The organism is Paenibacillus sp. 2TAB19, from assembly GCF_052115185.1.
Taxonomy (GTDB): Bacteria; Bacillota; Bacilli; order Paenibacillales; family Paenibacillaceae; genus Pristimantibacillus.
On sequence record NZ_JBFRGE010000008.1, the window covers coordinates 80,123 to 103,758 of the forward strand.

Genomic DNA, 23,636 nt, shown 5'->3' on the forward strand with positions numbered 1-23,636 from the left:
ACACAGGAGTCGCTAATTCGACAGAAGTGAAAATATTTATTCGAGTTTTACGTTATAAGGGTTTCTAGAGTCCGCAATATGACCAATGTTACTTGATGCGAGTGATTAGCTCCTTCTGAGTCCGTAATGTATTTGTATCTGGGTAGAGTGCATGGGGACGAGGCGCATGGGATAAGCTGAAGCGTTACAATAAGAAGGGATGCCTGATAAATTTCAGGGCATCCCTTATTGTTGTGCTTATTTGGCTTGCAGTTGCGCTTCGAATGCTGCTGCGTCGACCTTGTGGACGACGTCGATCGTKCCGCCGCCGAGGCATACTTCGCCGTCATAGAGAACGACGGCTTGGCCAGGCGTGACTGCCTTTTGCGGCTTGTCGAACACAATGTCGGCAGTGCCGTCCGCACGCATCGTAACCGTTACGCCTTGGTCTTGCTGGCGGTAGCGGAACTTGGCCGTGCAGTGGAACGGAGCATCAGACAGCGTTGGCGCAATCCAGTTAAAACCGCTTGCGGACAAGCTGTGCGAGTATAGGCTGGCATGCTGCTCGCCTTGAACGACGTACAGAACGTTGCTCTCCAGATCTTTGTCCGCAACGAACCATGGCTCGCCTGTGCCGGATCCGCCGATGCCAAGTCCTTGTCGCTGACCCAGTGTGTAATACATAAGGCCGTCGTGGCGGCCTTTCTTCTCGCCGCTGCGAATATCGATCATATCTCCGGAGCGGGCAGGCAAGTAGCCGCTTAGAAACTCCTTGAAATTGCGCTCGCCGATGAAGCAAACGCCGGTGCTGTCCTTCTTTTTCGCCGTATACAATCCAGCCTCTTCGGCAATGCGGCGAACTTCCGGCTTCGGCAAATGGCCGATCGGGAACATCGCTTTCTCAAGTTGCCTCTGATTAAGCGAGCTTAGGAAGTAGGTCTGATCCTTGTTCGAATCGACGCCGCGAAGCAGCTTCGTGACGCCGTCTGCATCTCGCTCTACACGTGCATAATGGCCGGTAGCCAAGTAGTCCGCTCCAAGCTCAAGCGCGCGCTGCAGGAAGTCTCCGAACTTAATCTCGCGATTGCACATGACGTCCGGATTAGGCGTGCGCCCCCGTTTGTATTCATCCAAGAAGTAAGTAAACACTTTATCGAAATATTGCTTCTCGAAATTAACGGTATAATAAGGGATGCCGATCTGGTCGCAGACACGGCGAACGTCCTCCGAGTCCTCTTCGGCCGTACAATGGCCGAACTCGTCGGTATCGTCCCAGTTCTTCATGAATATGCCGACTACGTCATAGCCTGCTTGCTTGAGCAGCAGCGCCGTAACGGAGGAATCAACGCCTCCGGACATGCCGACGACAACTCTCGTCGAGCTGATTGGTTTTGTCATAGGTGAAACACCGCCTTGCTTGTCATTTCGTGAAAATCACGTCTATTGTAACATACACGCAAAAGTTTTTCATGAAGATGACAACCTTTTTGCACATGGCAAGCGGGGGATATGTTAACATAGAAGTAATATGGGAATACAGTGGATTAAAGAGCAATATGAACAACGATGAATGCAACAACAAAATATGATGAATTTAAAGGGGTGCCTACATTGAAAATTTCAACGAAGGGCCGTTATGGCTTAACTATTATGATGGAGCTGGCAGCTAAGTTCGGCGAAGGACCAATCTCGCTTAAGAGTATTGCGGAACGCAATCATTTATCCGAGCATTACTTGGAGCAACTCGTCGCTCCGCTTCGCAACGCAGGGCTCGTTAAGAGTATTCGCGGCGCATACGGCGGCTATATTCTATCAAAGGATCCCGAGCAGATTACGTCGGGCGATATTATTCGTATCCTTGAAGGTCCAATCTCGCCTGTTGACTTCACGGAAGAGGACGACCCGGCTAAGCGCGACCTGTGGCTTCGCATTCGCGACAGCATTGCAGCGGTGCTGGATTCCACAACGCTTGCCGATATGATCAACTTCCAAGATGCCGGCGAAGCAGACAGTTATATGTTCTATATCTAAGTAAGGATGCGACTGCAATGATGAATAGATATTACTTTGACCATGCGGCGACGACGCCGATGCATCCCGAGGTTGCGAGAGCGATGCTCGAGGTCATGCAAGGTCCGGGAGGCAATCCTTCCAGCATGCATGCGTTCGGCAGAGAAGCGAAGCAGCAGGTGAACCGCGCCCGCGACCTCATCGCGGCGGCGATCGGCTGCCGACCTGCCGAGCTGCTGTTCACCTCCGGCGGAACGGAGAGCGACAATGCGGCGCTGGTCGGGGCGGCGCGCGCGATGCGGCGGCGCGGCAAGAGCCATATTATAACAGCGGCAACCGAGCATCACGCCGTGCTGCACACCTGCGAGTGGTTGAGCAAGGAGGAAGGTTTCACGGTAACGTACCTTCCCGTTCAGCAGGATGGACATATCGCTCCGGAGGCGGTTGCATCTGCAATGACCCCTGAGACGGGGCTCGTAAGCATCATGCATGGCAATAATGAAGTCGGGACGATACTGCCGATCCAAGAGATAGGCAACATTGTAAGAGCTGCCGGTGCGTTGTTCCATGTGGACGCCGTCCAAACTTTGGGAAGCGTGCCTTATCGCTTGAACGAGCTGCCGATCGATCTCATGAGCTTCTCGGCGCACAAGATTAATGGCCCGCAAGGCGTGGGCGCATTATATATAGCGAATGGTACGCCATATGAAGCAATTCAGCATGGCGGCTCGCAGGAACGCAAGCGCCGGGCAGGCACAGAAAACGTGCCCGGCATTGTTGGTTTTGCCGCGGCTGTTGACATTTGTGTGAACGAACGCAATCAGAAGCAACCTTTTATGGACAAGCTTCGTAATAGATGGGTAGAGCTGCTTAGAAACACATTGCCTGATGTGGAGATCGTCGTAAACGGGAGCGAGGAGCATCGCCTGCCTCATATCGTTAATATTAGTTTCGTCGGTATTGATACCGAGACGATGCTCATGAACCTCGATTTGGAAGGCATTGCGGCTTCAAGCGGATCGGCCTGCACCTCGGGGGCGCTAGAGAGATCCCATGTGCTTAGAGCGATGGATATTCCGCAAGAGCGGCTTCTTTCAGCGGTAAGATTTAGCTTCGGTTTGGRGAATACTATGGAGGAATTAGAAGAAGCCTCGCAGAAAATAGCGACAATTGTGCGGCGTATTCGAAAGTAACCTTTAGGAGGCCTCGAATCAAGGCGTGATTAAACTTCAACGGCTTATTGGACTGCCCGTGATCGTCATTCATTCGGGTAAGCTGGTTGGAACGGTTAAGGATGCGTACTTCGATGAGCATTGGCAATTGCAAGGGCTTGTACTAGAGAGTCCGAGATGGCTCGCATTATCACTCAAGATCGTTCGCTGGACAGACGTGCTGACATGCGGCGAGGATGCAGTCATTATTGGCAGTGAGGGCGCGGTTGTGAGGCTGAAGCCGAAGGAGCTGCTGCGATCCTTCTATACCGGGATCGTCAAGCTGAAGGATTTGCCCGTGGTTACGGTGCAAGGAAATCAACTGGGCCGAATATCGGATGTTTATTTTTATCCGTTTCAGGGTACACAAATAGTAGGCTACGAGCTTACGGACGGTTTTGTTTCGGATCTGATGGAAGGGCGTAAATGGCTGAAGGCGCCGAGTGATCCAGATACCGTATTACTCGGGGAAGACGCGATTATCGTTCCTGCTGTCAGTGAAGCGGAATTGGAGCCTGTCGCAGCTTCCAATTTCAAAGGATAGGGAGAAATGTTAGATGATGAGATGTCCGAATTGCAATTCGAAAGATATCGGCAAGATCGGTTCCCACCAGTTCTACTGCTGGGGCTGCTTTATTGAACTGACTGTTAACGGCGACAAAATGTCGGTTTACCAAGTGGAAGAGGACGGAACGTTAAGCTCGCTTGACGATTTGTTCTTCGAAGAAGAAATTGCGGGATCGCAGGTTCAGATTAACTAGTCGGCCTGCACCATTCGATATGAAATTTAAAGCGCGGCCCTATGAGGGGGCCGCCTTTTTTTTGCCGCCTCAAGGATGATTTGCACCGCTTGTACATATACTTTATCAGATCCGGCATGTGCGCTCGGAAGACAGCGAAAGCAGGATGAAGATTGTACGGAGGTGTGGACGGTGGAGCGTTTCACGAACAGCCGTCTGTTTGTTTGGCTGGTTTATCTCATACTGGGCTTAATCGCGATTTATTTGCTGCTGCTTATTAAGCCGCTGCTGCTTAATGTATATGTTTTTTTGAGAGCGGTGCTCGCTCCCTTTATTATCGCTATGATCATATCCTATGTGCTTAACCCGATCGTCTCGATGCTGCATGAACGCAAAGTGCCGCGAACGATTGCCGTGCTCTTGATCTATGCCGTGTTCTGCGCTGCCATTACGGTGCTGCTCGTCAATCTGATTCCGATGTTCATCGAACAAGTGCAGGAATTCAACCGTCATGTGCCGGAACTGTCGATGCGCGCCCAAAATATTGTGTCGGACATTAACAATACGTCTTTCTTGCCGGAGAGCTTCCGCGGGGGCATCAACAAGTCGCTGCTGACGATGGAGAAGAAGGTATCGGAGAGCTTGCTCGGCTTCATTAACAATATCGGCTCGATGCTGAACGCGGTATTCATCGCCTTCATCATTCCGTTCCTTGCTTTCTATATCCTGAAAGATTTCGATGTATTCGAGAGAACGGTCATTACTTACGTGCCGAAGTCGCATCGCAAGAACACGGTCAGACTGCTTAAGGACATCGACTCCGCGCTTGGCAGCTACATTCGCGGTCAGTTCCTCGTCTGCTTGATCGTTGGCGTGCTTGCCTACCTCGGCTATCTTATTATTGGAATGCCTTATGCGCTTCTGCTCGCGGGCATTGTGGCGATAACGAACGTCATTCCATACATGGGTCCGTTCTTCGGCGCTGCGCCCGCGCTCTTAATTGCTTCGACCGTATCTCTGAAAATGGTGCTGCTCGTCGCCATCGTCAATACGGCTTGCCAAATTCTTGAGGGCAACGTCATCTCGCCGCAAGTGGTCGGCAGAACGCTTCATCTGCACCCGCTGCTCATCATCTTCGCATTGCTTGTCGGCGGTGAACTTGCAGGTGTCGTCGGCATGATTCTAGCCGTACCGATCTTCGCTGCTTGCAAGGTCATTGTACAGCACATGTTCGCTTACTACGTGCGAAGAAAGATCATTTGACAGCGGCTGACGGCGTAGCTATAATTTGATACTAGTAGAATAGTGTTATACACTAGGAAAGCTTTGACGAAATGAAGTAAGCCGCTGCCCGTCAGCCAGAGAAAAGCCTCTTCGTTGTCTGTCCCGATATAGGGCGGCAGCGTCGGTTGAGAAGGCTTGATGACGAAGAACGGCCGAAAGCTGATTTCGGAGCGTGAATGAACTTCGCCGGTTGGACCCGTTATCGTCTTCTAAGGCGATTGCTTGTGCGTGGAAGAACGGCGCAGCAATAACCAGGGTGGTACCGCGAATACATTTCGTCCCTGTCTCTGACAGGGGCGTTTTTTGTTTTCCCACAATAGAGGAGGCGTACTTATTATGAAAGCTAGTGAAATACGTGCCAAATGGCTTGCTTTCTTCGAAAGCAAAGGCCACAAAATCGAACCAAGCGCATCGCTCGTCCCGCATAACGATCCGTCCTTGCTATGGATCAACGCAGGCATGGCGCCGCTTAAGCCTTACTTCGACGGGCGTGTCGTGCCGGAGAACCCGCGCATTACGAATTCGCAAAAATGTATTCGCACGAATGACATCGAGAACGTAGGCAAAACTCGCCGTCACCATACGTTCTTCGAAATGCTGGGCAACTTCTCTATTGGCGACTATTTCAAGGAAGATGCAATTACGTGGGGTTGGGAATTCTTGACGAGCCCGCAGTGGATCGGCTTCGATCCGGAGCGTCTGTCGGTAACGGTTTATCCGGAGGATGAAGAAGCTTTCGCCCTGTGGAATAAGAAAATCGGCCTTCCAGCGGAACGCATTTATAAGCTGGACGAGAATTTCTGGGATATCGGCGAAGGCCCTTGTGGCCCGTGTACCGAAATTTTTTACGACCGCGGCGACAAGTACGGCGATCTGTCCGATCCGGAATGCTGGCCAGGCGGGGAGAACGAACGTTTCCTCGAAGTATGGAACATCGTATTCTCCGAATTCAACCATAACAAGGACGGCAGCTATACGCCGCTACCGAATAAAAACATTGATACAGGCGCTGGGCTTGAACGGTTCTCTTGCGTGCTGCAGGATGCCGATTCGAACTTTGATACCGATCTATTCTTGCCGATCATTGACCGTACCTGCTCCATTGCTAACGTGAAGTACCACGTGAACGCCGAGCATGACGTTGCTCTTAAAGTCATTGCCGACCACATCCGTACCGTTGTGTTCGCGGTAGGCGACGGCGTTATGCCTTCGAATGAAGGCCGCGGCTATATTATCCGCCGCTTGCTGCGCCGCGCGGTGCGTTACGGCAAGACGATCGGCATCGATCGTCCATTCCTTTATGGATTGACAGGTATCGTAGGCGAAGTGATGGGCGTGTATTACCCAGAGGTGGTAGACAAACGCGAGTTTATCGAGCGCGTTATCCGTACAGAGGAAGAACGATTCCATGAAACGTTGTCCGATGGCCTTGCGATGCTCGCTGAGCTGGTAGCTGCGGCAACGAAGGCGGGAAGTAAAGAAATTAGCGGCGACGATGCGTTCCGCTTATACGATACGTACGGCTTCCCGTTCGACTTGACGGAAGACTTCGCTGCAGAGAACGGGATGACCGTTGATCGCGCAGGCTTCGATGAAGCCATGGAGCAGCAGCGCGAGCGCGGCCGCGGCGGCCGTCGCGAGACGGGCAGCATGAAGGTGCAAGGCGGACCGTTGTCCGACTTCACGGTTAAAAGCGAATTTGTTGGCTATAATGAACTGGTAACTGAGTCCCAAATTACGGCTATTGTTGCCGGTGATGAAATGGTTGAAGCGGCTGGCGAAGGTAGCCAGGTTCTCGTTATTCTTGACCGCACGCCATTCTATGCGGAGAGCGGCGGACAGATCGGAGACCGCGGTACGATTACGGGCAATGGCTTCACGCTGCAAGTCGAGAACGTGACGAAAGCGCCGCACGGCCAAACCGTTCATCATGCGGTCGTATCGTCTGGATCGGTACGTTCGGGAGAGACGGTGCAAGCTGTCGTAGCGAAGCCAATCCGCGAGGATATTATCAAAAATCATACGGCAACGCACTTGCTGCACAAAGCGCTTAAGGAAGTGCTCGGCGATCACGTTAACCAAGCGGGCTCGCTCGTAGAAGCTGAGCGTCTGCGCTTCGACTTCTCGCACTTCGGCAGCATTACGGCAGAAGAGCTTGTCGACATCGAGCGCCGCGTGAATGAGCAAATATGGCTTAGCACAGGCGTTACAATCGAGAACAAATCGCTTGACGAAGCGAAAGCGATGGGCGCTATGGCGCTATTCGGCGAGAAGTACGGCGACGTTGTACGCGTCGTGCAAGTCGGCAGCTATAGCCTCGAACTATGCGGAGGCTGCCATGTAACGAATACGTCGCAGATCGGACTGTTCAAGCTGCTGGGCGAGAGCGGTATCGGCTCCGGCGTAAGGCGGATCGAAGCGGTAACCGGCAAGCACGCTTATAACTACCTGGAAGGCCAGCTTGATCTGTTGAAGCAGTCGGGGGTTCTGCTGAAGTCGAACACGTCCGAAGTGCCTAAGCGGATTGAAGCTTTGTTCGGTCAAGTGAAGGAGTTGTCGCGCGAGAACGAATCGCTGCAAGCTAAGCTGAGCCGTATTGAAGCGGGATCACTTGAATCGCAAGCGAAGACGGTTAACGGTATCTCGGTGCTTAGCGCTAAAGTCAGCGCGCCATCGATGGACGCGCTGCGCAGCATCGTAGACGAGCTCAAAGTGAAGCTTCCTTCGAGCGTGATTGTGCTTGGCGCCGTGCAGGACGATAAGGTGAACTTGGCGGCAGCGGTGTCTGCCGATCTCGTGAAGAAAGGCTTCCATGCCGGCAAGATCGTGAAGGAAGCGGCTGTACATTGCGGCGGAAGCGGCGGCGGCCGTCCGGATATGGCCCAAGCAGGCGGCAAAGACGCATCCAAGCTCGATGAAGCGTTGAAACTTGCGGAAGAACTAGTTGTAAGCAGCGCAAATGTGATATGATAAGGATGTATATCTAGCCGAATAAGGGGGCAAAAGCAAGGAAACGCGCTTTACGCCTCCTTAGGCGCTTGTAAATGCAGTTTTGGAAAGCGAGGTGCTGGCGATGAGTTCAATGGACCAAACGATGAAGTTTAATGTGAAGGCGGAGGGAGTCGAATCTTCTTCTGGAGACATCCTGCTTGCCGTACACGAAGCGCTTCTAGAGAAGGAATACAACCCGATCAACCAAATCGTTGGGTATTTGTTGTCCGGAGATCCTGCGTATATTCCGCGGCACAACAACGCCAGAAGTTTAATCCGCAAGAAGGAACGGGACGAATTAATTGAAGAACTTGTCCGCTTCTACTTGAATTCTAAGAAATCATAGGTCTCGCGCTTGTACCATAAGAACAATACGATTAAGCTTAGGAGCCAACGCAAGAGATGAGATTAATGGGATTGGATTACGGAGATCGGAACATCGGCGTCGCGATAAGCGATGCGTTCAGATGGACGGCGCAAGGAACGGGCGTCATCGAGCGCAGGCGCGATGGGGGAGAATTCGACCGCATTGCCGAGCTGGTGAAGGAACATGAGGTTAGCGAGATCGTTGTCGGCTTGCCGAAGAACATGAACGGAACGATCGGGCCGCGTGGCGAAATTTGCATCGCATTTGCAGATCAGATCCAGCAGAAACTAAACATACCAGTTCACCTTTGGGATGAACGGCTGACGACGGTAGCGGCCGAGAGGACGCTTATCGAAGCGGACGTCAGCCGGAAGAAGCGCAAGCTAGTCGTGGACAAAATGGCGGCGACGCTGATTTTGCAAAATTATCTCGATTCTAAAACGAAAAGGTGAGGGTAACGATGACAAAGGACGACATGCAGTTTGAAGAGCCGGAAATTATTTATATTCCGGATGAGGACGGCAACGAGGAAGAATTCGAAGTCATCATGAAGTTCGAAGTTGACGGCTCGGATCAAAAATATATGATGGTCGTTCCGCTTGCCAGCGACAACGAGGAAGAGGACGAGGTGTACGCTTTCCGTTACGAAGAAGAAGGCGACGATCTCAAGCTCTACACGATCGAGGACGAGGAAGAGTGGAATATGGTCGAGGAGACATTCAATACGCTGCTCGGCGAAATAGAGGAGCAGGATTAATGTCAACGACTGAAGGCGGAGCGCCAAAACGTCTGTCCGTGCTTAAGGAAGCATTCGGCAAGGAGATTGAGCTTGTCGCAGAGGACGGCGGCATGGAGCTGTACGTAATTAAGGCTGAATTCCAACTAGGCGACATCGTATACGCAGCGCTGCAGTCTGAAGCTATGAGCGGCGAAGATGAAGTGGAGCTGTTCCGAGTCATTCAAGACGGCGAAGAGCCGGAGCTTGAAACGATCGAGGACGATGAAGAATGGGAAGCGGCTGCCGAGGCCTATGACGATCTGCTCTTTGCAGACGATCAAATGCCTTAAGCGACCGCAAGCGATATACAAGCAAGGAAAAGGGCGGTCTACAACCGCTCTTTTTCTTGAATTCGTTTGTCATAAGAGTCGAGGAGGGTTAACAGGTTGGACAAGTCCATTCATCGGCAGGAGCAGAGCGAAGGTAAGGCTCGTTCCGGTCCAAAGCGCAGCCGCATCACGATGTGGGTTATATTGAGCTTGCTAGGCATATTCATTGTCGGTGCCGGCAGCGTTGCTTACTACATCTGGAACGGCTTGCAGCCGACAGCTGCAGGGGAAACGAAGCGAATCGAAATTGCTAAAGGGATGTCAGCAATTAAAGTATCCGATTTGCTGGAAGAGCAAGGTATTATTCGCAATTCATTTATTTTCAAATATTATTTGAAGCTGAACGATCAAGGGGCTAGGTTCCAAGCCGGGCAATACGATCTCAATCCCGGGATGGAGCATGACGCCATTATCGCGAAGCTGAATGCTGGCGATACGGTGCAGGCAGAGACGATTCACTTCACGATTCCGGAAGGCTTCACCGTGCTTCAAATTGCCGATAAGCTTGCCGAACAGGACTTGATCGACAAAGCGAAGTTTCTAGACCTTGCAGCTAGTCAGACAGCATGGGGAGATGCGGAGGCTGTTCGCCAAATTCCGGATAATGCCGAGCTGCATCAGCGGCTGGAAGGCTACTTGTTCCCTGAAACCTACGAGATGAAGGTAGGCAGCACGGAGGAAGACATTATTAAGCGCATGACAAGCGAACTTGATCGGAAGTTAGGCGAGCTGTCTGAAGATTGGACGGATGAGCTGGAAACGAAGAAGCTGACATTGCATGAGCTGCTGACGATTGCTTCGCTCATTGAACGAGAGGTCGTCGCCGATGAGGAGCGCGCCCTTGTTGCAGGCGTTATCTATAACCGCATAGCCGAAGGTATGCCGCTTCAGATTGACGCTACCGTTCAATATTTGCTAGACAAGCCTAAAGAACGGCTGATGGAGAAAGACCTGCAAATCGAAAGTCCTTATAATACGTACAAGATTAACGGATTGCCGCCGGGACCGATCGCAAGTCCAAGCATCGCTTCGATTGAAGCGGCATTGAATCCGGAGCCTTCCGAATACTTTTATTATGTAACGAAGAAGGACGGTACGCAGACGCATCTGTTCGCGAAGACGTACCAAGAGCATTTGAGAAATATCGATAAGAGCAACGAGACAGCGGGTTAACGCTGTTTCATGCAAGATTAGTTAGCGCGGCAAGTCTAGGGGATACAACGGGCCCCTGCGACTTGCTGCGCGAAGCTGTTTTATGAGATCCTGGGAGGAATGGAAGATGGCTTACAAGCCGGAATTACTAACGACGGCCGCCTCGATGGAAGAGCTGGAGCGGTTGATGGAAGCGGGCGCTGATGCGTTCGTTATAGGGGAGTCGCGTTACGGCGCAAGACTCGCGGGACAATTCACTTTGGAAATGATAGCTGAAGCGGTGAAGATTGCGAAGCCGCGAGGCGTCAAAATATATGTTGTCATTAACAATCTGATCGATAATGCAACAATTGAGTCGTTGCCGGCTTATATATCCGGCCTTGCGGCAGCAGGCGTAGATGCCATCGTGTTCGGAGATCCAGCCGTTCTAATGGCAGCTCGGGTGAATGCGCCGGGAATGCCTCTTCATTGGAATGCGGAGATGACATCGACTAACTATGCGACTGCTGATTATTGGGGTCGCAGAGGAGCAACCCGTTTCGTGCTTGCCCGCGAGCTTAATATGGAGCAGATCGTCGATATCAAAGCGAATACGAAACTGCCGATTGAGGTTCAAGTGAATGGCATGACGAACATTTATCATTCCAAGCGTTCGMTTGTGAACAGCTACATGGAGCATCAGCAAGAGCCGGAGAAGCTTGAAGACTCGAGCTTAGAGCGCGGCCTGTATGTGATGGAGGCAGAGCGTCCTGACGAGAGGTTCCCGATCTATGAGGACGCTAACGGTACGCATATTATGAGCTCAGGCGATATCTGTATGCTGGATGCGCTGCATGAGCTGCTTGAGGTTGGCGTGGACAGCTTGAAAATTGAGGGCTTAATGAAGCCGATCGAATATAATGAAACGGTCGTTCGGGCTTACCGCAAAGCGATAGATGCCTATATTGCCGATCCGGAAAGCTATGAATTCCAAGAGCAATGGCTTGACGACATTCGTGCGGTGCAAGATCCGAAGCGCGAGCTAACCTACGGTTTCTTTTTTAAAGAGCAAGTGTATTGATAGAAAGGTGGGACAACAATTGACGGCAACGACAAAAACAACCCCGCGTTATCAGGGGAAACGCCATAGGCTGGATAGACCGGAGCTGCTTGCTCCTGCGGGAAATTTGGAGAAGCTAAAATTTGCTATCCATTATGGCGCGGATGCGGTATATATCGGAGGGCAGAAATACGGTTTGCGTTCGAATGCGGACAACTTCAGCTTCGCTGAAATGAAGGAAGGCGTTGAATTCGCGAACCGATATGGCGCAAAAGTGTTCGTAGCGACGAATATATATGCCCATAATGAAGATATTGCAGGGCTAGAGGATTATTTGCGAGGCCTTCAGGAGGCTGGGATCTCCGCCATCATTGCAGCGGATCCGATTATAATCGAGACGGCGCAGCGAGTAGCGCCATTGCTTGAGGTACATCTAAGCACGCAGCAATCGACATTGAATTGGCAAGCCGTGCAATTTTGGAAAGAAGAAGGACTGCCGCGCGTCGTGCTTGGCCGCGAGACAAGCTTCACAGAAATCGAAGAAATTAAGAAGCATGTCGATATCGAAATCGAAGCTTTCATTCACGGCGCGATGTGCTCCTCGTATTCGGGCCGCTGCGTGCTGTCGAACCATTTCACAGACCGCGATTCGAATCGCGGGGGCTGCTGCCAGTCATGCCGCTGGAAGTATGATTTGTTCGTGGATGACGCGCCGTTGTACGGCGAAGGCGAGGATCAATTCACGATGGGCTCCAAGGACTTGTGCATGATCGAATATTTGCCGGAGCTGATCGAGGTTGGGGTAGACAGCTTCAAGATTGAAGGCCGCATGAAGAGCATTCATTACGTGGCAACGGTTGTTAACGTATATCGTCAAGCGATTGATGCGTACTTTGCCGATCCCGAACATTTTGAGCTGAAGCAAGAATGGGTGGAAGAGATCAACAAAGCGGCGAACCGTCCGCTGAATACAGGCTTCTTCCTCGATACGCCGGGTGCGGAGGATCATATATACGAGCCTGAAGAGAAGGCTGCGCCTTATGACTTCGCAGGCATTGTTGTCGATTACGATGCAGAGACGGGATTGGCAACTGTACAGCAACGAAACCACTTTAAGCCTGGTCAAGAGGTAGAGTTCGTCGGCCCGGGCGGCAGATTCTTCAAGCAGACCATTACCGAATTGTTCGATTCGGAAGGGCAGCCGCTTGACGCTGCTCGTCATCCGCTGCAGCATATCCGCATTCGTACCAGCGAACCGGTTAAGGCGATGGATATGATGCGCAAGAAGATAGGCAAAAAATAATCATTCGCAATGAGGGATCGCAAATGGCCAAGCACAAGAAGAAGCAAGGGGCGCCATTCAAGAGTACGCAGCCGAAGGAAGAGAAGGATAATGGGCTGCTGTTAGGCGACTTGCTGAATGCAGATACGATTAAGAAGCTTAAGGGGCAAGCTGAAGAGCTGAAACAGCAGGAAGCTGCGAAGAAGCTGCAAGCTCGCCAAGAGGAAGAGGAGCGCAAGGCACAGGAGCAGAAGCGCAAAGAAAACGATTTTGCTTATTTACTGGAGAACAGCGATCCGAATTGGAGCAAACATAAGTAATTTATAGGACTAAAGCCTTATCTTCGACAGAAGATAAGGCTTTTTTCAATTCTATTATTTCTAATTGACAAGTATCTTCCGATATAAAATAATAGACTGTAAATAGGTATTCCAAATATCGGCAAGATTCGCTAGCATCAGACGAATCCTTATAGGCTAACAATTAAAAAGGCGGTGTCTTTCCTAATGAAGAGCAAAGAGAACAAAGAGCAAAAGCCCAAAAAAGAAAAGAAGCAAAAACTGCCCAAGGGCGTTAACGACAACCCTTCAGCAGCCGTTTTGAAAGCGCAATCAGGATTGAAGAAAGCAACAGGTTTGTTGCAATCGGTAGGAGGCGCGCTCAAAGAAACGAAGATATCCAACCCGATTAAGTCAGTCGGGACAAAGCTGTTTTTAATCATTTTTTGCTCCATCATCGCCTGTGTGTTGACGGTAGGGCTAATGGCATATTCGCAAGCCAAATCAATCGTAGAACGCAAAGTATCGGATGCAAGCTTCCAAACCGTTAATCAGGTAGCAAGCAATCTAGACGTTATTTATAAAACATATGAAGATTTATCGCTTCAAATTTTGATCGACAAAGATTTCCACACGATCGTTCGATCGATTCTCGAAGGAGAAGACGATTACACGAAGTTCGAAGCGAGCCGCAAGTTAGGCGATAAGATGCAAAGTTATGTCATGGGCAACAATTCAATCCTTGGCATGGTGCTGCTGCCGATCGTTCCTGAACTGGACATCGTGACGGTGGGCAGCTCCACGACGACAAAGGCCGAAGAGCTTATGAAGAGCGAATTTTTCCAAAAGGCGATTGACGGCTCCGGCAAGACGGTATGGATCGCTCCGCAGGCAGATGGATTATCTACGACAGCAGGGCAAGCTTCCTTTGGGGTAAGCCGCTTGATTAAGGACAGTACGTCGAATGAAGCGTCTTACGTGCTTCTTATTGACATTGGATTGAAYAGCCTAAGTGAGCGTTATAAAGATGTGGAGCTTGGCGAAGGCAGCCAAATGTCGATTATCGATGAGGCCGGCAATTATGTTGCGAACCTGGATGCTTCTCTGATTGGCCAGCCTACAAGCATTGGGTTGCCGAAGGAGGGCGAAGAAGCGTGGGAAGGCTCGATTAAGACCTCGGATCAGAACGGCGAGGACGTGCTGGCAGCCTACAAAACATTCGAAACGATGGATTGGAAGCTGGTCGGAACGATTCCGGTCAACGAGCTTGTGAAAGACGCGAAGGTTATTCGCAATATGACATRGATTACTGCAGCGGTAGCTGTATTGATTGCAATCGCAATCGGTGCCCTTGTCCTTACGACAATTGCTCAGCCGCTCGTGAATATGCGCAATCTGATGAACGAAGGAGCGCGCGGCAACCTGACGGTTCGATCACGGATGAAGAAGCGCCAAGACGAGATCGGTGAGCTTGGCAGCAGCTTTAACCTGATGATGACGCAGATTACGGCACTGGCTCAGCAGACGACACGTTCGGCGGAGGATGTGCTTAGTACGGCAACCGAGCTAAGTGAAGCTTCCCGCAAGACATCCGTATCGGCGAAGGAGATCGCGGTCGCGACAGAGGAGATTGCAGGCGGAGCAACCAGCCTTGCAATGGAGGCTGAGAGAGGCACAGATCTTACGAGCAATATTAACGAGCAGATGAAGCAGGTTATCGAAGCCAATGAGCAAATGGCAAGATCGGCAGGCGAGGTCGACCATGCAAGTAAGCAAGGTACAACCTACATGGGCGTTCTCATTCAGAAGACGGGCATGACCGAGGAAATGACGCGCTCCATGGTCGAGAAGGTCGATGCGCTTAAAGAAAGCACAGGCTCTATCGTTAAGATTCTCGACGTGCTTAACAACTTAACAAAGCAAACTAACATTTTGTCGTTAAACGCAACGATTGAAGCTGCAAGGGCAGGGGCTGCGGGTAAAGGGTTCATGGTCGTAGCTGACGAAATCCGCAAGCTGGCAGATCAGTCCCGTCAATCGATCGACGTTGTTGCTAAGATTACAGAGAAGATTCGGAAGGAAATTGATGAGACGGTAAGCGTGCTTTCGGATGCCTATCCGTTGTTCCAAGAGCAGATTGGCTCGGTTAAGGAAGCGAACCAAATCTTCTTGACCGTACAAGGTCAGATGGGTCAATTCGTTGAGAAGCTGGATCTGGCTACCGAATCGATCAGCAAGCTGGATGAAGCACAGGCGGTTATGGCGGAAGCGATGACGAACGTAAGCGCCGTAGCCGAGGAGTCCTCGGCAACCTCGGAAGAGGTTGCATCCCTCAGCAGCGAGCAGCTTAGCGTTAGCCAAAGCTTGGTGCATCTGTCCGAGAAGCTTGACGCTGTATCGCGCGAGCTGAAGGAATCGTTGTCCGCATTCAAAATTGAATCATAAAGCATGGATTTGGAGCCCGTCTACTACCGTGAAATTCACGGTTAGACGGGTTTTTTTGTTTGTTGCGAATGCTTGATCCTCGAAAAACGTCTATCTTTGATAACTGGCTATCACAGGAGTTCATGTAAACCCATAGAATAGAGGACGAGAGGATGATGATGATGGTTAAATTAATAGCAATAGATGACGGTCATGGACTGGAGACCCCTGGCAAGCGAACGCCGACTCTTCCCGATGGTACGGTCATGAGGGAAAACGAATTCAATCGAGCTGTGGCTGCGCAGTTGGACGTGCATTTAAAGCGCTGCGGCTTCCAGACACTGCTCGTTGCACCGGGAGATACGGACATCCCGCTTAGCAATCGTACGAATACGGCGAATAAAGCGAAAGCTGATTTCTATATTTCCATTCATGCGAATGCGTATGGCGACGGTTGGAATAACGTAAGAGGTATTGAAACGTATCATTATCCCGGCAAAATCTCAGGCCAGCAAGCGGCCAAAATTATTCATAATCAGTTGATTCAAGGGACAGCGCTGCCGAATCGAGGCGTCAAGGAAGCGAACTTCCATGTGCTGCGGGAGACGACTATGCCTGCGGTCCTTGTCGAGCATGGCTTTATGACAAATATGGAGGATGCCTTGCTGCTGCTGTCGGAGGCTTATCGCGCGGAGTGTGCGGTCGAGCTGGCGAAAGGCATTTGCCAACTGTTCGGTGTCGCTTATATCCCAGTTGTGGCTGCGGAGCCGAAGCCTGAACCCAAGCCGCCCGTAACGGAGCCAAGTGAACCGGAGGAGGGGATTGCATTGCTCTCGGTAGAGGACGCTAACAAAATCATTGCTTTCTTGTCTGCTTCTTATATGGCAACGACCAACAAGGAGGCTCGCAAAGAGTTCAATCGACTGGCGAACGAGCTTCGTAAAGCAAGCGGACAGGAACCGCAATAAGGGGAAACGTTGATCGGATGATCGGCGTTTTTTTCTTTGTATACGATTAGCCATATTCACGAAAATCGCTATCTAGGAGGTTTGCTGATTAGGGGACAAGGGAGATACTGTAAGTAAGAGGCAGGCAAGGGAGATTAAGCGTGATGGCAAAAGGGATATCGAGGCGAGTATGGGCGGCGGCGCTCGTTCTATTTTGTATTATGATTTTATTCATTGTACGTCTTGCATGGCTGCAGCTATTGCCGTGGAGCTCGCATGCGGCGGTTCATGCCGCCGTGAATCGCGGCGGATGGCAGCGGCTCTCGGTTATTCAGCGGCAGCGGAATCTGGTGCTCGACAGCGGGAGAGGCGATTTTGTCGACCGCTACGGGCAGGCGATTACCGGTGAAACGTATTCGGCTGCTGCTTTTTTTCCTGTACGCCCGGACGCAAGGGGCGAAGCGGGGACGGTTCGCCAACTTGCGGCATTGCTCGGCGTATCTGCTGAGCAACTGCAAAGCTATTGGGATGCGGTCCGCGAGCCGGTGTTCTGGACGGCTGGTGCCGGAAAATTGCCATTGCGGCTTAAAGCGGAGCAAGCGGAAGCGATTGAAAGTCTAGGTCTAAACGGCGTAAGTGTGCTGCCTTATCGGAATCGGTATGTAAGCGGGTTCGAGGCGAAGCATATGATCGGCTTCACAAGCCAGCATCCGGAGTGGCTGGCGGCGAACCACTCGAAGGAGCTTGCTAGCGGGAAGCGGAAGCTGAATGAGCAGGTGGGCGGGGCTGGCCTCGAGAAGTCGTTAGACAAGCTGCTGCACGGTATCGGCGCAACTTCGGTGTCGTATTTCATCGATGGCCGTAATGCGCCTGTCCATGGACTAGACTATCGGATTACGCAGCCTGGAAATAATTATTACCCGCTGAAGGTGCAGACGACCATTGACTTGAAGCTGCAAAATAAGCTGGAGGCCTATGCAGACGCACAGGGGCTTAAGGAAGGCGCGATTGTCGTACTCGACGCTGACAATGCCGATGTTATCGCTATGGTGTCCCGTCCAAAGCTGAAGCCCGGGCAATTCGAATCATCGGACGGCAGCGAGTGGAGCAATCATGCGCTGACGGCCGTTGCKCCGGGCTCGATCTTTAAGCTTGTGACGGCGGCGGCAGCCATGGAAGCCGGCGTCGTCAGCAAGAAGGAGAAGTTCCATTGCAATGGCGAGTACGGCAAATATGGACTTAGCTGCTGGAAGGAGGGCGGCCATGGAACGATTACGCTCCAGGAAGGCCTTGCCCAGTCCTGCAATATCGTGTTTGCTACGATTGCTGAGCGTATGAGAGCGAATGAGCTGCAGCGTACAGCCTACGCGCTTGGTATCGGGCGCAAGGCAGGCTGGCATCGGGACAAGCCGTTCGGGCCGTTCCGCAGGCCGCTTAGGCTGCTTGAGGAGGAAGAGCAGGGACAGCTCTTCGCGGGTGTTGATAGAGGTGCGACGGGGGGGATGTCGCAGCAGGCTCTTGCCGCCGTAGATGGCGGCGTTATGGCGCAGAGCGGCATCGGGCAGCGGGACGTGAGAATGTCGCCGCTTCAGGCGGCGAACTTGATCGTGACGCTGCTGCACGAGGGGCGCGTCATGGAGCCGCGCCTCGTCAGCGAGATCCGCTATGCGGACGGCCAGCGGATGGTGAAGCTGCCCGCACAGCGGGCGCAGGGCGGGCGTGGCCGCATTCATGCGGGCACGACCCATGCGCTGCTGCGCGGCATGCGGGCGGTCGTCGACCATGGAACCGGTCGATCGATCCGCCAAGGGGTCTGGACGGTAGCCGGCAAATCCGGCACCGCCCAGACCGAGCGAGCGGGCGTAGCCCTGAACCACCAGTGGTTCACGGGCTACGGCCCGGTCAAGTCGCCCCGCTACGCCGTTGCCGTGCTTGCGGCGAACCGTACGCCTGGCAGTCCGCATCAGGCGACCAAGCTGTTCCGCGGCGTCATGGATATCGCCGCCCGCAACGAAAAAGAGATGAAGCGCTAACTTGCGTTAAACATCGTGCGGTTAGGACAAAAAAAGCGGTGGCATAGGATCAACCTGCGCCACCGCTTATTATTAGTCCTTCTTATCCGTGCCCGCAAGTCCCGTTGCCGACTCGGCGGTCAACGTTGTGCCGGCCTTGCTCTGACCGGCAGCCTCGCCGCCCGCATCGCCTTCGGGGGAAGCCGTGTCGAATTCGCCAAGAGGCGCTCGAATCCAACGGTGGAAGTACCCCTGATCGTATAGCGACTTAATGAGGATCATCAGAATTGGCGACAGGATAACGCCTGAGATGCCGAATAGTTTCAAGGAAACGATCATGAACGCAAGCATCGTGAAGGCGGATACGCCAAGGGAATCACCCGTTATTTTTGGTTCTAATATTTGGCGTGTGATGACGACCACAAGGAATAAAGCCGACAACCAGATTGCAAGCGATATTTTGCCGACGATAATCAAATAAATGATCCATGGTATGAACACCGTTCCGACGCCCAGCAACGGCAATATATCGAAGATCGCTGCTACGACCGAAATGACGAACGCGTTCTCGACGCCAAGCAGCACGAGCGCGACTAAGATGACAATGAACGTGATGCTGATCATTTTGGCTTGCGCTTTAATGTATAGCGCGATTCCCTTGAACACGTTGTCGCGCAGGAAGAAAAACACCTTTTTGAACGTTTTTGGCGTTTTGTCTTCGGCCGTTTTCTTCCAAGATTTAATCTCGATACTTAAGAAGTAGGCGAGAATTGTACCGATAACGACGTTCACGACAAACGCAGAGAAAGAAGAAACGTAATTGACCAAGTTAAGCAGGACGGTTTTGCCGAATCTGCCCAAATAGTCCGTAATGCCGCTAATAAGCTCGGTCGAACGCTCGACCAGATTTAAGTTCGGCGGAAGCGTCTCAAGCTGCTCTTGAATTTGAGCGGTGCTCTTGGCGACTTGCTTCTCCAGCATCTCCTGATACTTCGGAAAGTTGTCGATCAGCTCCGAGCCTTGTTTCGTTATCAGGTAAGCAGCACCCGAGAAGGCGCCAAGGATAAGAATGATGAACAATAATATCGAGATGCCGGTTGCAATCGACTTCTTAATGCCGAGCTTGTTCAATCGCCGAGCAAGCGGCTCGATGCACATAAAGATAAGGAAGGAGAAAAAAATCGGCGTCGCGATCCGATACAAATAGCTGAATGAGTACATAATGAGATAGACCGTGAGTGCGATCAACGCAATGTCGAACGCCGTTCTCCAATATTTTTTATAAAATGGCAGCATGTCGTGGCTCCTTCTTCCAAATTCATATTTCCAATAAGATTGTACTATAGTTTTTAAAAAGATGCCTATTTTTTAATGCAATATGCTACAATTAAAGTTATCGTTGTTGTTTTGTACCGCTATCCATTCGTCGACTAAATCATATAACGGTGGGGAAAACAAATGGTAAATTTGTTGTTGTGGATTTTATATTTTGCGACTTTGTACGCCTTCCTGCCTGGAATTATTAGCCGAACTTTCGGTTATCGCGTGTTCAAGCGCGGACGTGTGGAGAAAGAGATCGCATTAACGTTCGATGACGGTCCGGATGCCGAGTTCACGCCGGAGCTGCTCGATCTGCTCGCGCGCTATAAAGCGAAGGCGACTTTTTTTGTCGTTGGCTCCCATGCGGAGGGACAGGAAGGGCTGTTGTCTCGAATGAAAGCGGAAGGGCATGTTATCGGCATTCATAACTATGTTCACAAGTCCAACTGGCTAATGAGACCGGGTACGGTTCAACGCCAGATTGAGATGACGAACGACATTATCGAGAAAGCGACCGGCAAGCGTTCGATTTATTATCGTCCGCCATGGGGGATCGTAAACGTATTCGACTTTGCGAAAGCAGGGTGCTTGCACATTATTTTGTGGTCGGCGATGTTCAGTGATTGGAAGCTGAACGTAGGGGCTGAGAAGCTGAAGAAACGGATGATGAAGCGACTGAATCCGGGCGAAGTGCTGCTGCTGCATGATTGCGGAAGAACGTTCGGAGCTGATCCCGAGGCCCCTAAGAATATGCTTATAGCGCTTCAATCGTATTTGGAGGAAGGCACGAAGCAAGGCTTCCGCTTCGTTGGCATCGACGAGATGATCAAGCTGACAGAGGCGGCACGCGTAGGCCATGCGTCGATCTGGAAACGAAGCCTCATCTCAAGTTGGCTCATGTATGAAAAAGCTTATCATGTTCTGTTCCGCTTGAAGCAGGTCGGTAAAGGAGATCCTACCTTTTATTACCGCGTTACGAAGTATAACGGCGAGCCTGTGCAACTGGAAGAAGGAAGCCGCATCGTGAAGGGCGATCATATAGCCGAGCTGCATTTTGACAATAAAATGTTGTCCAGCATTGCAATGAAGGCCAAGTCGCCGGTAGCGGCGGGCATCAAGATGCTGCGCGAGATCGATGAGGCTTTACCGCAGCTGGCGGATCAGTTGGCCGTGGATGCCGAAGCGCAGGACATTAAGGCCGTGTACGGCGTTACGATGATACACCGGGGCGCCGATCGCCTCGGCTTCGAAATATTCCATCTGCCTGAGGGCTGGTTCGCTCGCGCTACAAGAGTTTATTTGAAAGTTCTGATGAGCGTGTTGACGAACAAGCYGCGAACACTGAAGAAGAAGCAAAGCCAGAACAAAGAGGCGTTCTCCCCTCGGATGCTGCTTATGCCGGCTTCGACGATCAGACGTTATGCGACGAATAAGCTTAATAAGCTGCAAGAGGAAACCGAGCGTCTCACGGACGCCGTGGAAAGATCGATTGGCGCAGCTGCCGACGAGGCTGCTCAATTAGGTACGAAGACAACAGCCATATAGGAACGGATCGGAATGGTATTATTGCTAATATTGCMGGTATATCGAGGTTAACGCCTTCATATGCCGGCTTTTTTTCTTTGCTGACTGCAAATACACAAAAAGGCGGAACATGGTTATCCATGTTCCGCCTTCCTATACGAGGAGCTAATTACATTTTCATTACGCCGCCCGTGCTGGCGGATGTAACGAGGTGAGCGTAACGCGCAAGGTAGCCGCGTTTGATCTTAAGCTCGAAGCCAGGCCATGCGGCACGGCGTTTCTCGAACTCTTCGTCGCTGATGAGCAAATCCATCGTACGGTTGTTCATGTCGATCTCGATGATGTCGCCGTCTTGTACGAAAGCGATTGGTCCGCCTTCAGCAGCTTCCGGCGATACGTGGCCGATACTGATGCCGCGGGACGCGCCGGAGAAACGTCCGTCTGTGATAAGGGCAACCTTCGCGCCTAGTCCCATGCCGACGATTTGCGACGTAGGAGCGAGCATCTCAGGCATGCCAGGGCCGCCGCGCGGTCCTTCGTAACGGATGACAACGACGTGGCCTTCTTTGATCTTGCCGTTAGCGATACCGTGAAGCGCATCGTCTTGGGAATCGAAGCAGATAGCAGGACCTTTGTGGTAGCCGCCAACCGACTTGTCGACAGCGCCTGTTTTAATGATTGCACCGTTAGGTGCAAGGTTGCCGAACAATACAGCCAGGCCGCCGCGAGCGGTATGCGGGTTGTCGATCGTGTGGATGACTTCCGTATTCTGGATCTCGCAGCCTTCGACGTTCTCGCGAAGCGTCTTGCCCGTAACCGTCAATGTAGTGCCGACCAATGCGCCTTCCTTCTTGAACAGCTCGTTCAGAACGGCGCTAACGCCGCCTGCTTCGTGCACGTCCTCGATGTGCCAATCGGATGCAGGAGCGATTTTAGCAAGATGCGGTACGCGCTCTGCTACTTCGTTGATGCGCTCGATTGGGTATTCAATGCCTGCTTCGTGAGCGATAGCAAGCGTGTGAAGTACAGTATTAGTCGAACCGCCCATTGCCATATCAAGCGCAAAAGCGTTATCGATTGCGTCTTTCGTAACGATATCGCGCGGCTTTATGCCGAGATCGATAATTTTCATAAGCTGGCGAGCAGCTTCTTTAACGAATTCTTTACGTTCCGGGGATACGGCAAGAATCGTGCCGTTGCCTGGCAATGCAAGGCCAAGGCCTTCAGCCAAACAGTTCATCGAGTTCGCCGTGAACATACCGGAGCAGGATCCGCAAGTCGGACAACCGAATGCCTCAAGCTCGAACAATTGCTCGTCGTTGATTTTGCCTGCTTGGTGAGCGCCAACGCCTTCGAATACGCTGGATAGCGAGATCGAACGGCCGTCGGATGTTTTGCCGGCTTTCATCGGTCCGCCGCTGACAAGCATCGTAGGGATATTGACGCGAAGCGCGCCCATGATCATCCCTGGCGTAATTTTGTCGCAGTTCGGGATACAGACCATGCCGTCGAACCAGTGCGCGTTAACGACCGTCTCGATCGAGTCTGCAATGATTTCGCGGCTTGCAAGCGAGTAGCGCATGCCGATGTGGCCCATTGCGATACCGTCGTCGACGCCGATTGTGTTGAATTCGAAAGGTACGCCGCCAGCTTCGCGAATCGCTTCCTTAACGAGCTTGCCGAATTCTTGAAGATGCACATGACCGGGAATAATATCGATATAGGAGTTGCAAACTGCGATAAAAGGCTTGTCGAAATCTTCCTCTTTAACGCCTGCGGCACGCAATAAGCTGCGATGCGGTGCGCGGTCGAATCCTTTTTTGATCATGTCTGAACGCATTCTCTTAGCCGCCATTATAAAGCCCCCTTAACATAATTGGATCATTGTGGAATAATAAAATTCGTCATGCATGCATGACGTTATAAAAAACATCGATACTCACCAGTTTATCATATCGGACAACCGTTG

At 51.7% G+C, this 23,636-nt stretch carries 21 protein-coding genes; 18 read left to right on the forward strand and 3 right to left on the reverse strand.

The window, feature by feature from the left end:
- Positions 1-237: 237 nt before the first annotated feature.
- Complete coding sequence (gene mnmA / locus AB4Z33_RS05505) at positions 238-1,377, reverse strand: tRNA 2-thiouridine(34) synthase MnmA (protein ID WP_442048959.1); 1,140 nt, start codon at positions 1,375-1,377, stop codon at positions 238-240.
- Positions 1,378-1,590: 213 nt separating this feature from the next.
- Here mnmA and cymR point away from each other — a divergent pair, with 213 nt between their 5' ends.
- From cymR to AB4Z33_RS05590, 17 genes are all read left to right on the forward strand, one after another.
- Positions 1,591-2,010 carry a cysteine metabolism transcriptional regulator CymR gene (gene cymR, locus AB4Z33_RS05510; protein ID WP_442049015.1) on the forward strand — a complete coding sequence of 140 codons (420 nt, stop codon included), beginning with the start codon at positions 1,591-1,593 and terminating at the stop codon, positions 2,008-2,010.
- 20 nt (positions 2,011-2,030) lie between these two features.
- Positions 2,031-3,182, forward strand: a complete 1,152-nt coding sequence (locus tag AB4Z33_RS05515) for a cysteine desulfurase family protein (RefSeq protein ID WP_442049016.1) — start codon at positions 2,031-2,033, stop codon at positions 3,180-3,182.
- Between the two features lie 25 nt (positions 3,183-3,207).
- On the forward strand, positions 3,208-3,744 hold the full coding sequence (locus AB4Z33_RS05520; protein ID WP_442048960.1) for a PRC-barrel domain-containing protein: 537 nt from the start codon (positions 3,208-3,210) through the stop codon (positions 3,742-3,744).
- A 13-nt stretch (positions 3,745-3,757) separates the two neighbouring features.
- Positions 3,758-3,961 (forward strand): hypothetical protein, encoded by a 204-nt coding sequence (locus tag AB4Z33_RS05525; protein WP_337099480.1) that lies wholly within the window; start codon positions 3,758-3,760, stop codon positions 3,959-3,961.
- A 171-nt stretch (positions 3,962-4,132) separates the two neighbouring features.
- Positions 4,133-5,203 (forward strand): AI-2E family transporter, encoded by a 1,071-nt coding sequence (locus tag AB4Z33_RS05530; RefSeq protein WP_442048961.1) that lies wholly within the window; start codon positions 4,133-4,135, stop codon positions 5,201-5,203.
- 357 nt (positions 5,204-5,560) lie between these two features.
- Complete coding sequence (gene alaS / locus AB4Z33_RS05535) at positions 5,561-8,194, forward strand: alanine--tRNA ligase (protein ID WP_442048962.1); 2,634 nt, start codon at positions 5,561-5,563, stop codon at positions 8,192-8,194.
- Between the two features lie 103 nt (positions 8,195-8,297).
- Positions 8,298-8,561: an IreB family regulatory phosphoprotein gene (locus tag AB4Z33_RS05540; protein WP_307200181.1), complete on the forward strand. Its 264-nt coding sequence runs from the start codon at positions 8,298-8,300 to the stop codon at positions 8,559-8,561.
- Positions 8,562-8,617: 56 nt separating this feature from the next.
- Complete coding sequence (ruvX, locus tag AB4Z33_RS05545; protein WP_337099476.1) at positions 8,618-9,034, forward strand: Holliday junction resolvase RuvX; 417 nt, start codon at positions 8,618-8,620, stop codon at positions 9,032-9,034.
- A gap of 8 nt (positions 9,035-9,042) precedes the next feature.
- Positions 9,043-9,339 (forward strand): DUF1292 domain-containing protein, encoded by a 297-nt coding sequence (locus AB4Z33_RS05550; protein WP_307200178.1) that lies wholly within the window; start codon positions 9,043-9,045, stop codon positions 9,337-9,339.
- On the forward strand, positions 9,339-9,650 hold the full coding sequence (locus AB4Z33_RS05555; RefSeq protein WP_337099473.1) for a DUF1292 domain-containing protein: 312 nt from the start codon (positions 9,339-9,341) through the stop codon (positions 9,648-9,650). The genes AB4Z33_RS05550 and AB4Z33_RS05555 overlap by 1 nt, the downstream gene beginning before the upstream one ends.
- Positions 9,651-9,821: 171 nt before the next feature.
- Positions 9,822-10,862, forward strand: coding sequence for an endolytic transglycosylase MltG (gene mltG / locus AB4Z33_RS05560; protein ID WP_442049017.1), 1,041 nt, complete (start codon positions 9,822-9,824; stop codon positions 10,860-10,862).
- 106 nt (positions 10,863-10,968) lie between these two features.
- A complete protein-coding gene (locus tag AB4Z33_RS05565; RefSeq protein ID WP_442048963.1) occupies positions 10,969-11,901 on the forward strand; it encodes a peptidase U32 family protein in 933 nt (310 codons plus the stop codon).
- A gap of 19 nt (positions 11,902-11,920) precedes the next feature.
- Entirely contained in the window at positions 11,921-13,183 is a 1,263-nt protein-coding gene (locus AB4Z33_RS05570; RefSeq protein ID WP_442048964.1) for a peptidase U32 family protein, read from the forward strand.
- Between the two features lie 23 nt (positions 13,184-13,206).
- On the forward strand, positions 13,207-13,482 hold the full coding sequence (locus tag AB4Z33_RS05575) for a DUF3886 domain-containing protein (RefSeq protein WP_442048965.1): 276 nt from the start codon (positions 13,207-13,209) through the stop codon (positions 13,480-13,482).
- Positions 13,483-13,668: 186 nt separating this feature from the next.
- Positions 13,669-15,885, forward strand: a complete 2,217-nt coding sequence (locus tag AB4Z33_RS05580; RefSeq protein WP_442048966.1) for a methyl-accepting chemotaxis protein — start codon at positions 13,669-13,671, stop codon at positions 15,883-15,885.
- A gap of 152 nt (positions 15,886-16,037) precedes the next feature.
- On the forward strand, positions 16,038-16,832 hold the full coding sequence (locus tag AB4Z33_RS05585; RefSeq protein WP_442048967.1) for an N-acetylmuramoyl-L-alanine amidase family protein: 795 nt from the start codon (positions 16,038-16,040) through the stop codon (positions 16,830-16,832).
- 143 nt (positions 16,833-16,975) lie between these two features.
- On the forward strand, positions 16,976-18,844 hold the full coding sequence (locus AB4Z33_RS05590; RefSeq protein WP_442048968.1) for a peptidoglycan D,D-transpeptidase FtsI family protein: 1,869 nt from the start codon (positions 16,976-16,978) through the stop codon (positions 18,842-18,844).
- A gap of 72 nt (positions 18,845-18,916) precedes the next feature.
- On the opposite strand, the gene ytvI is transcribed toward AB4Z33_RS05590, so the two are convergent.
- Positions 18,917-20,119: a sporulation integral membrane protein YtvI gene (gene ytvI / locus AB4Z33_RS05595; protein WP_442048969.1), complete on the reverse strand. Its 1,203-nt coding sequence runs from the start codon at positions 20,117-20,119 to the stop codon at positions 18,917-18,919.
- 162 nt (positions 20,120-20,281) lie between these two features.
- On the opposite strand from ytvI, the gene AB4Z33_RS05600 reads away from it, so the two are divergent.
- Positions 20,282-21,688, forward strand: coding sequence for a polysaccharide deacetylase family protein (locus tag AB4Z33_RS05600; protein ID WP_442048970.1), 1,407 nt, complete (start codon positions 20,282-20,284; stop codon positions 21,686-21,688).
- A gap of 148 nt (positions 21,689-21,836) precedes the next feature.
- Here AB4Z33_RS05600 and ilvD read toward each other — a convergent pair whose 3' ends face one another.
- The gene (gene ilvD / locus AB4Z33_RS05605) at positions 21,837-23,522 is read right to left on the reverse strand and encodes a dihydroxy-acid dehydratase (protein ID WP_307200160.1); all 1,686 of its coding nucleotides are present in this window, start codon (positions 23,520-23,522) and stop codon (positions 21,837-21,839) included.
- Positions 23,523-23,636 lie beyond the last annotated feature (114 nt).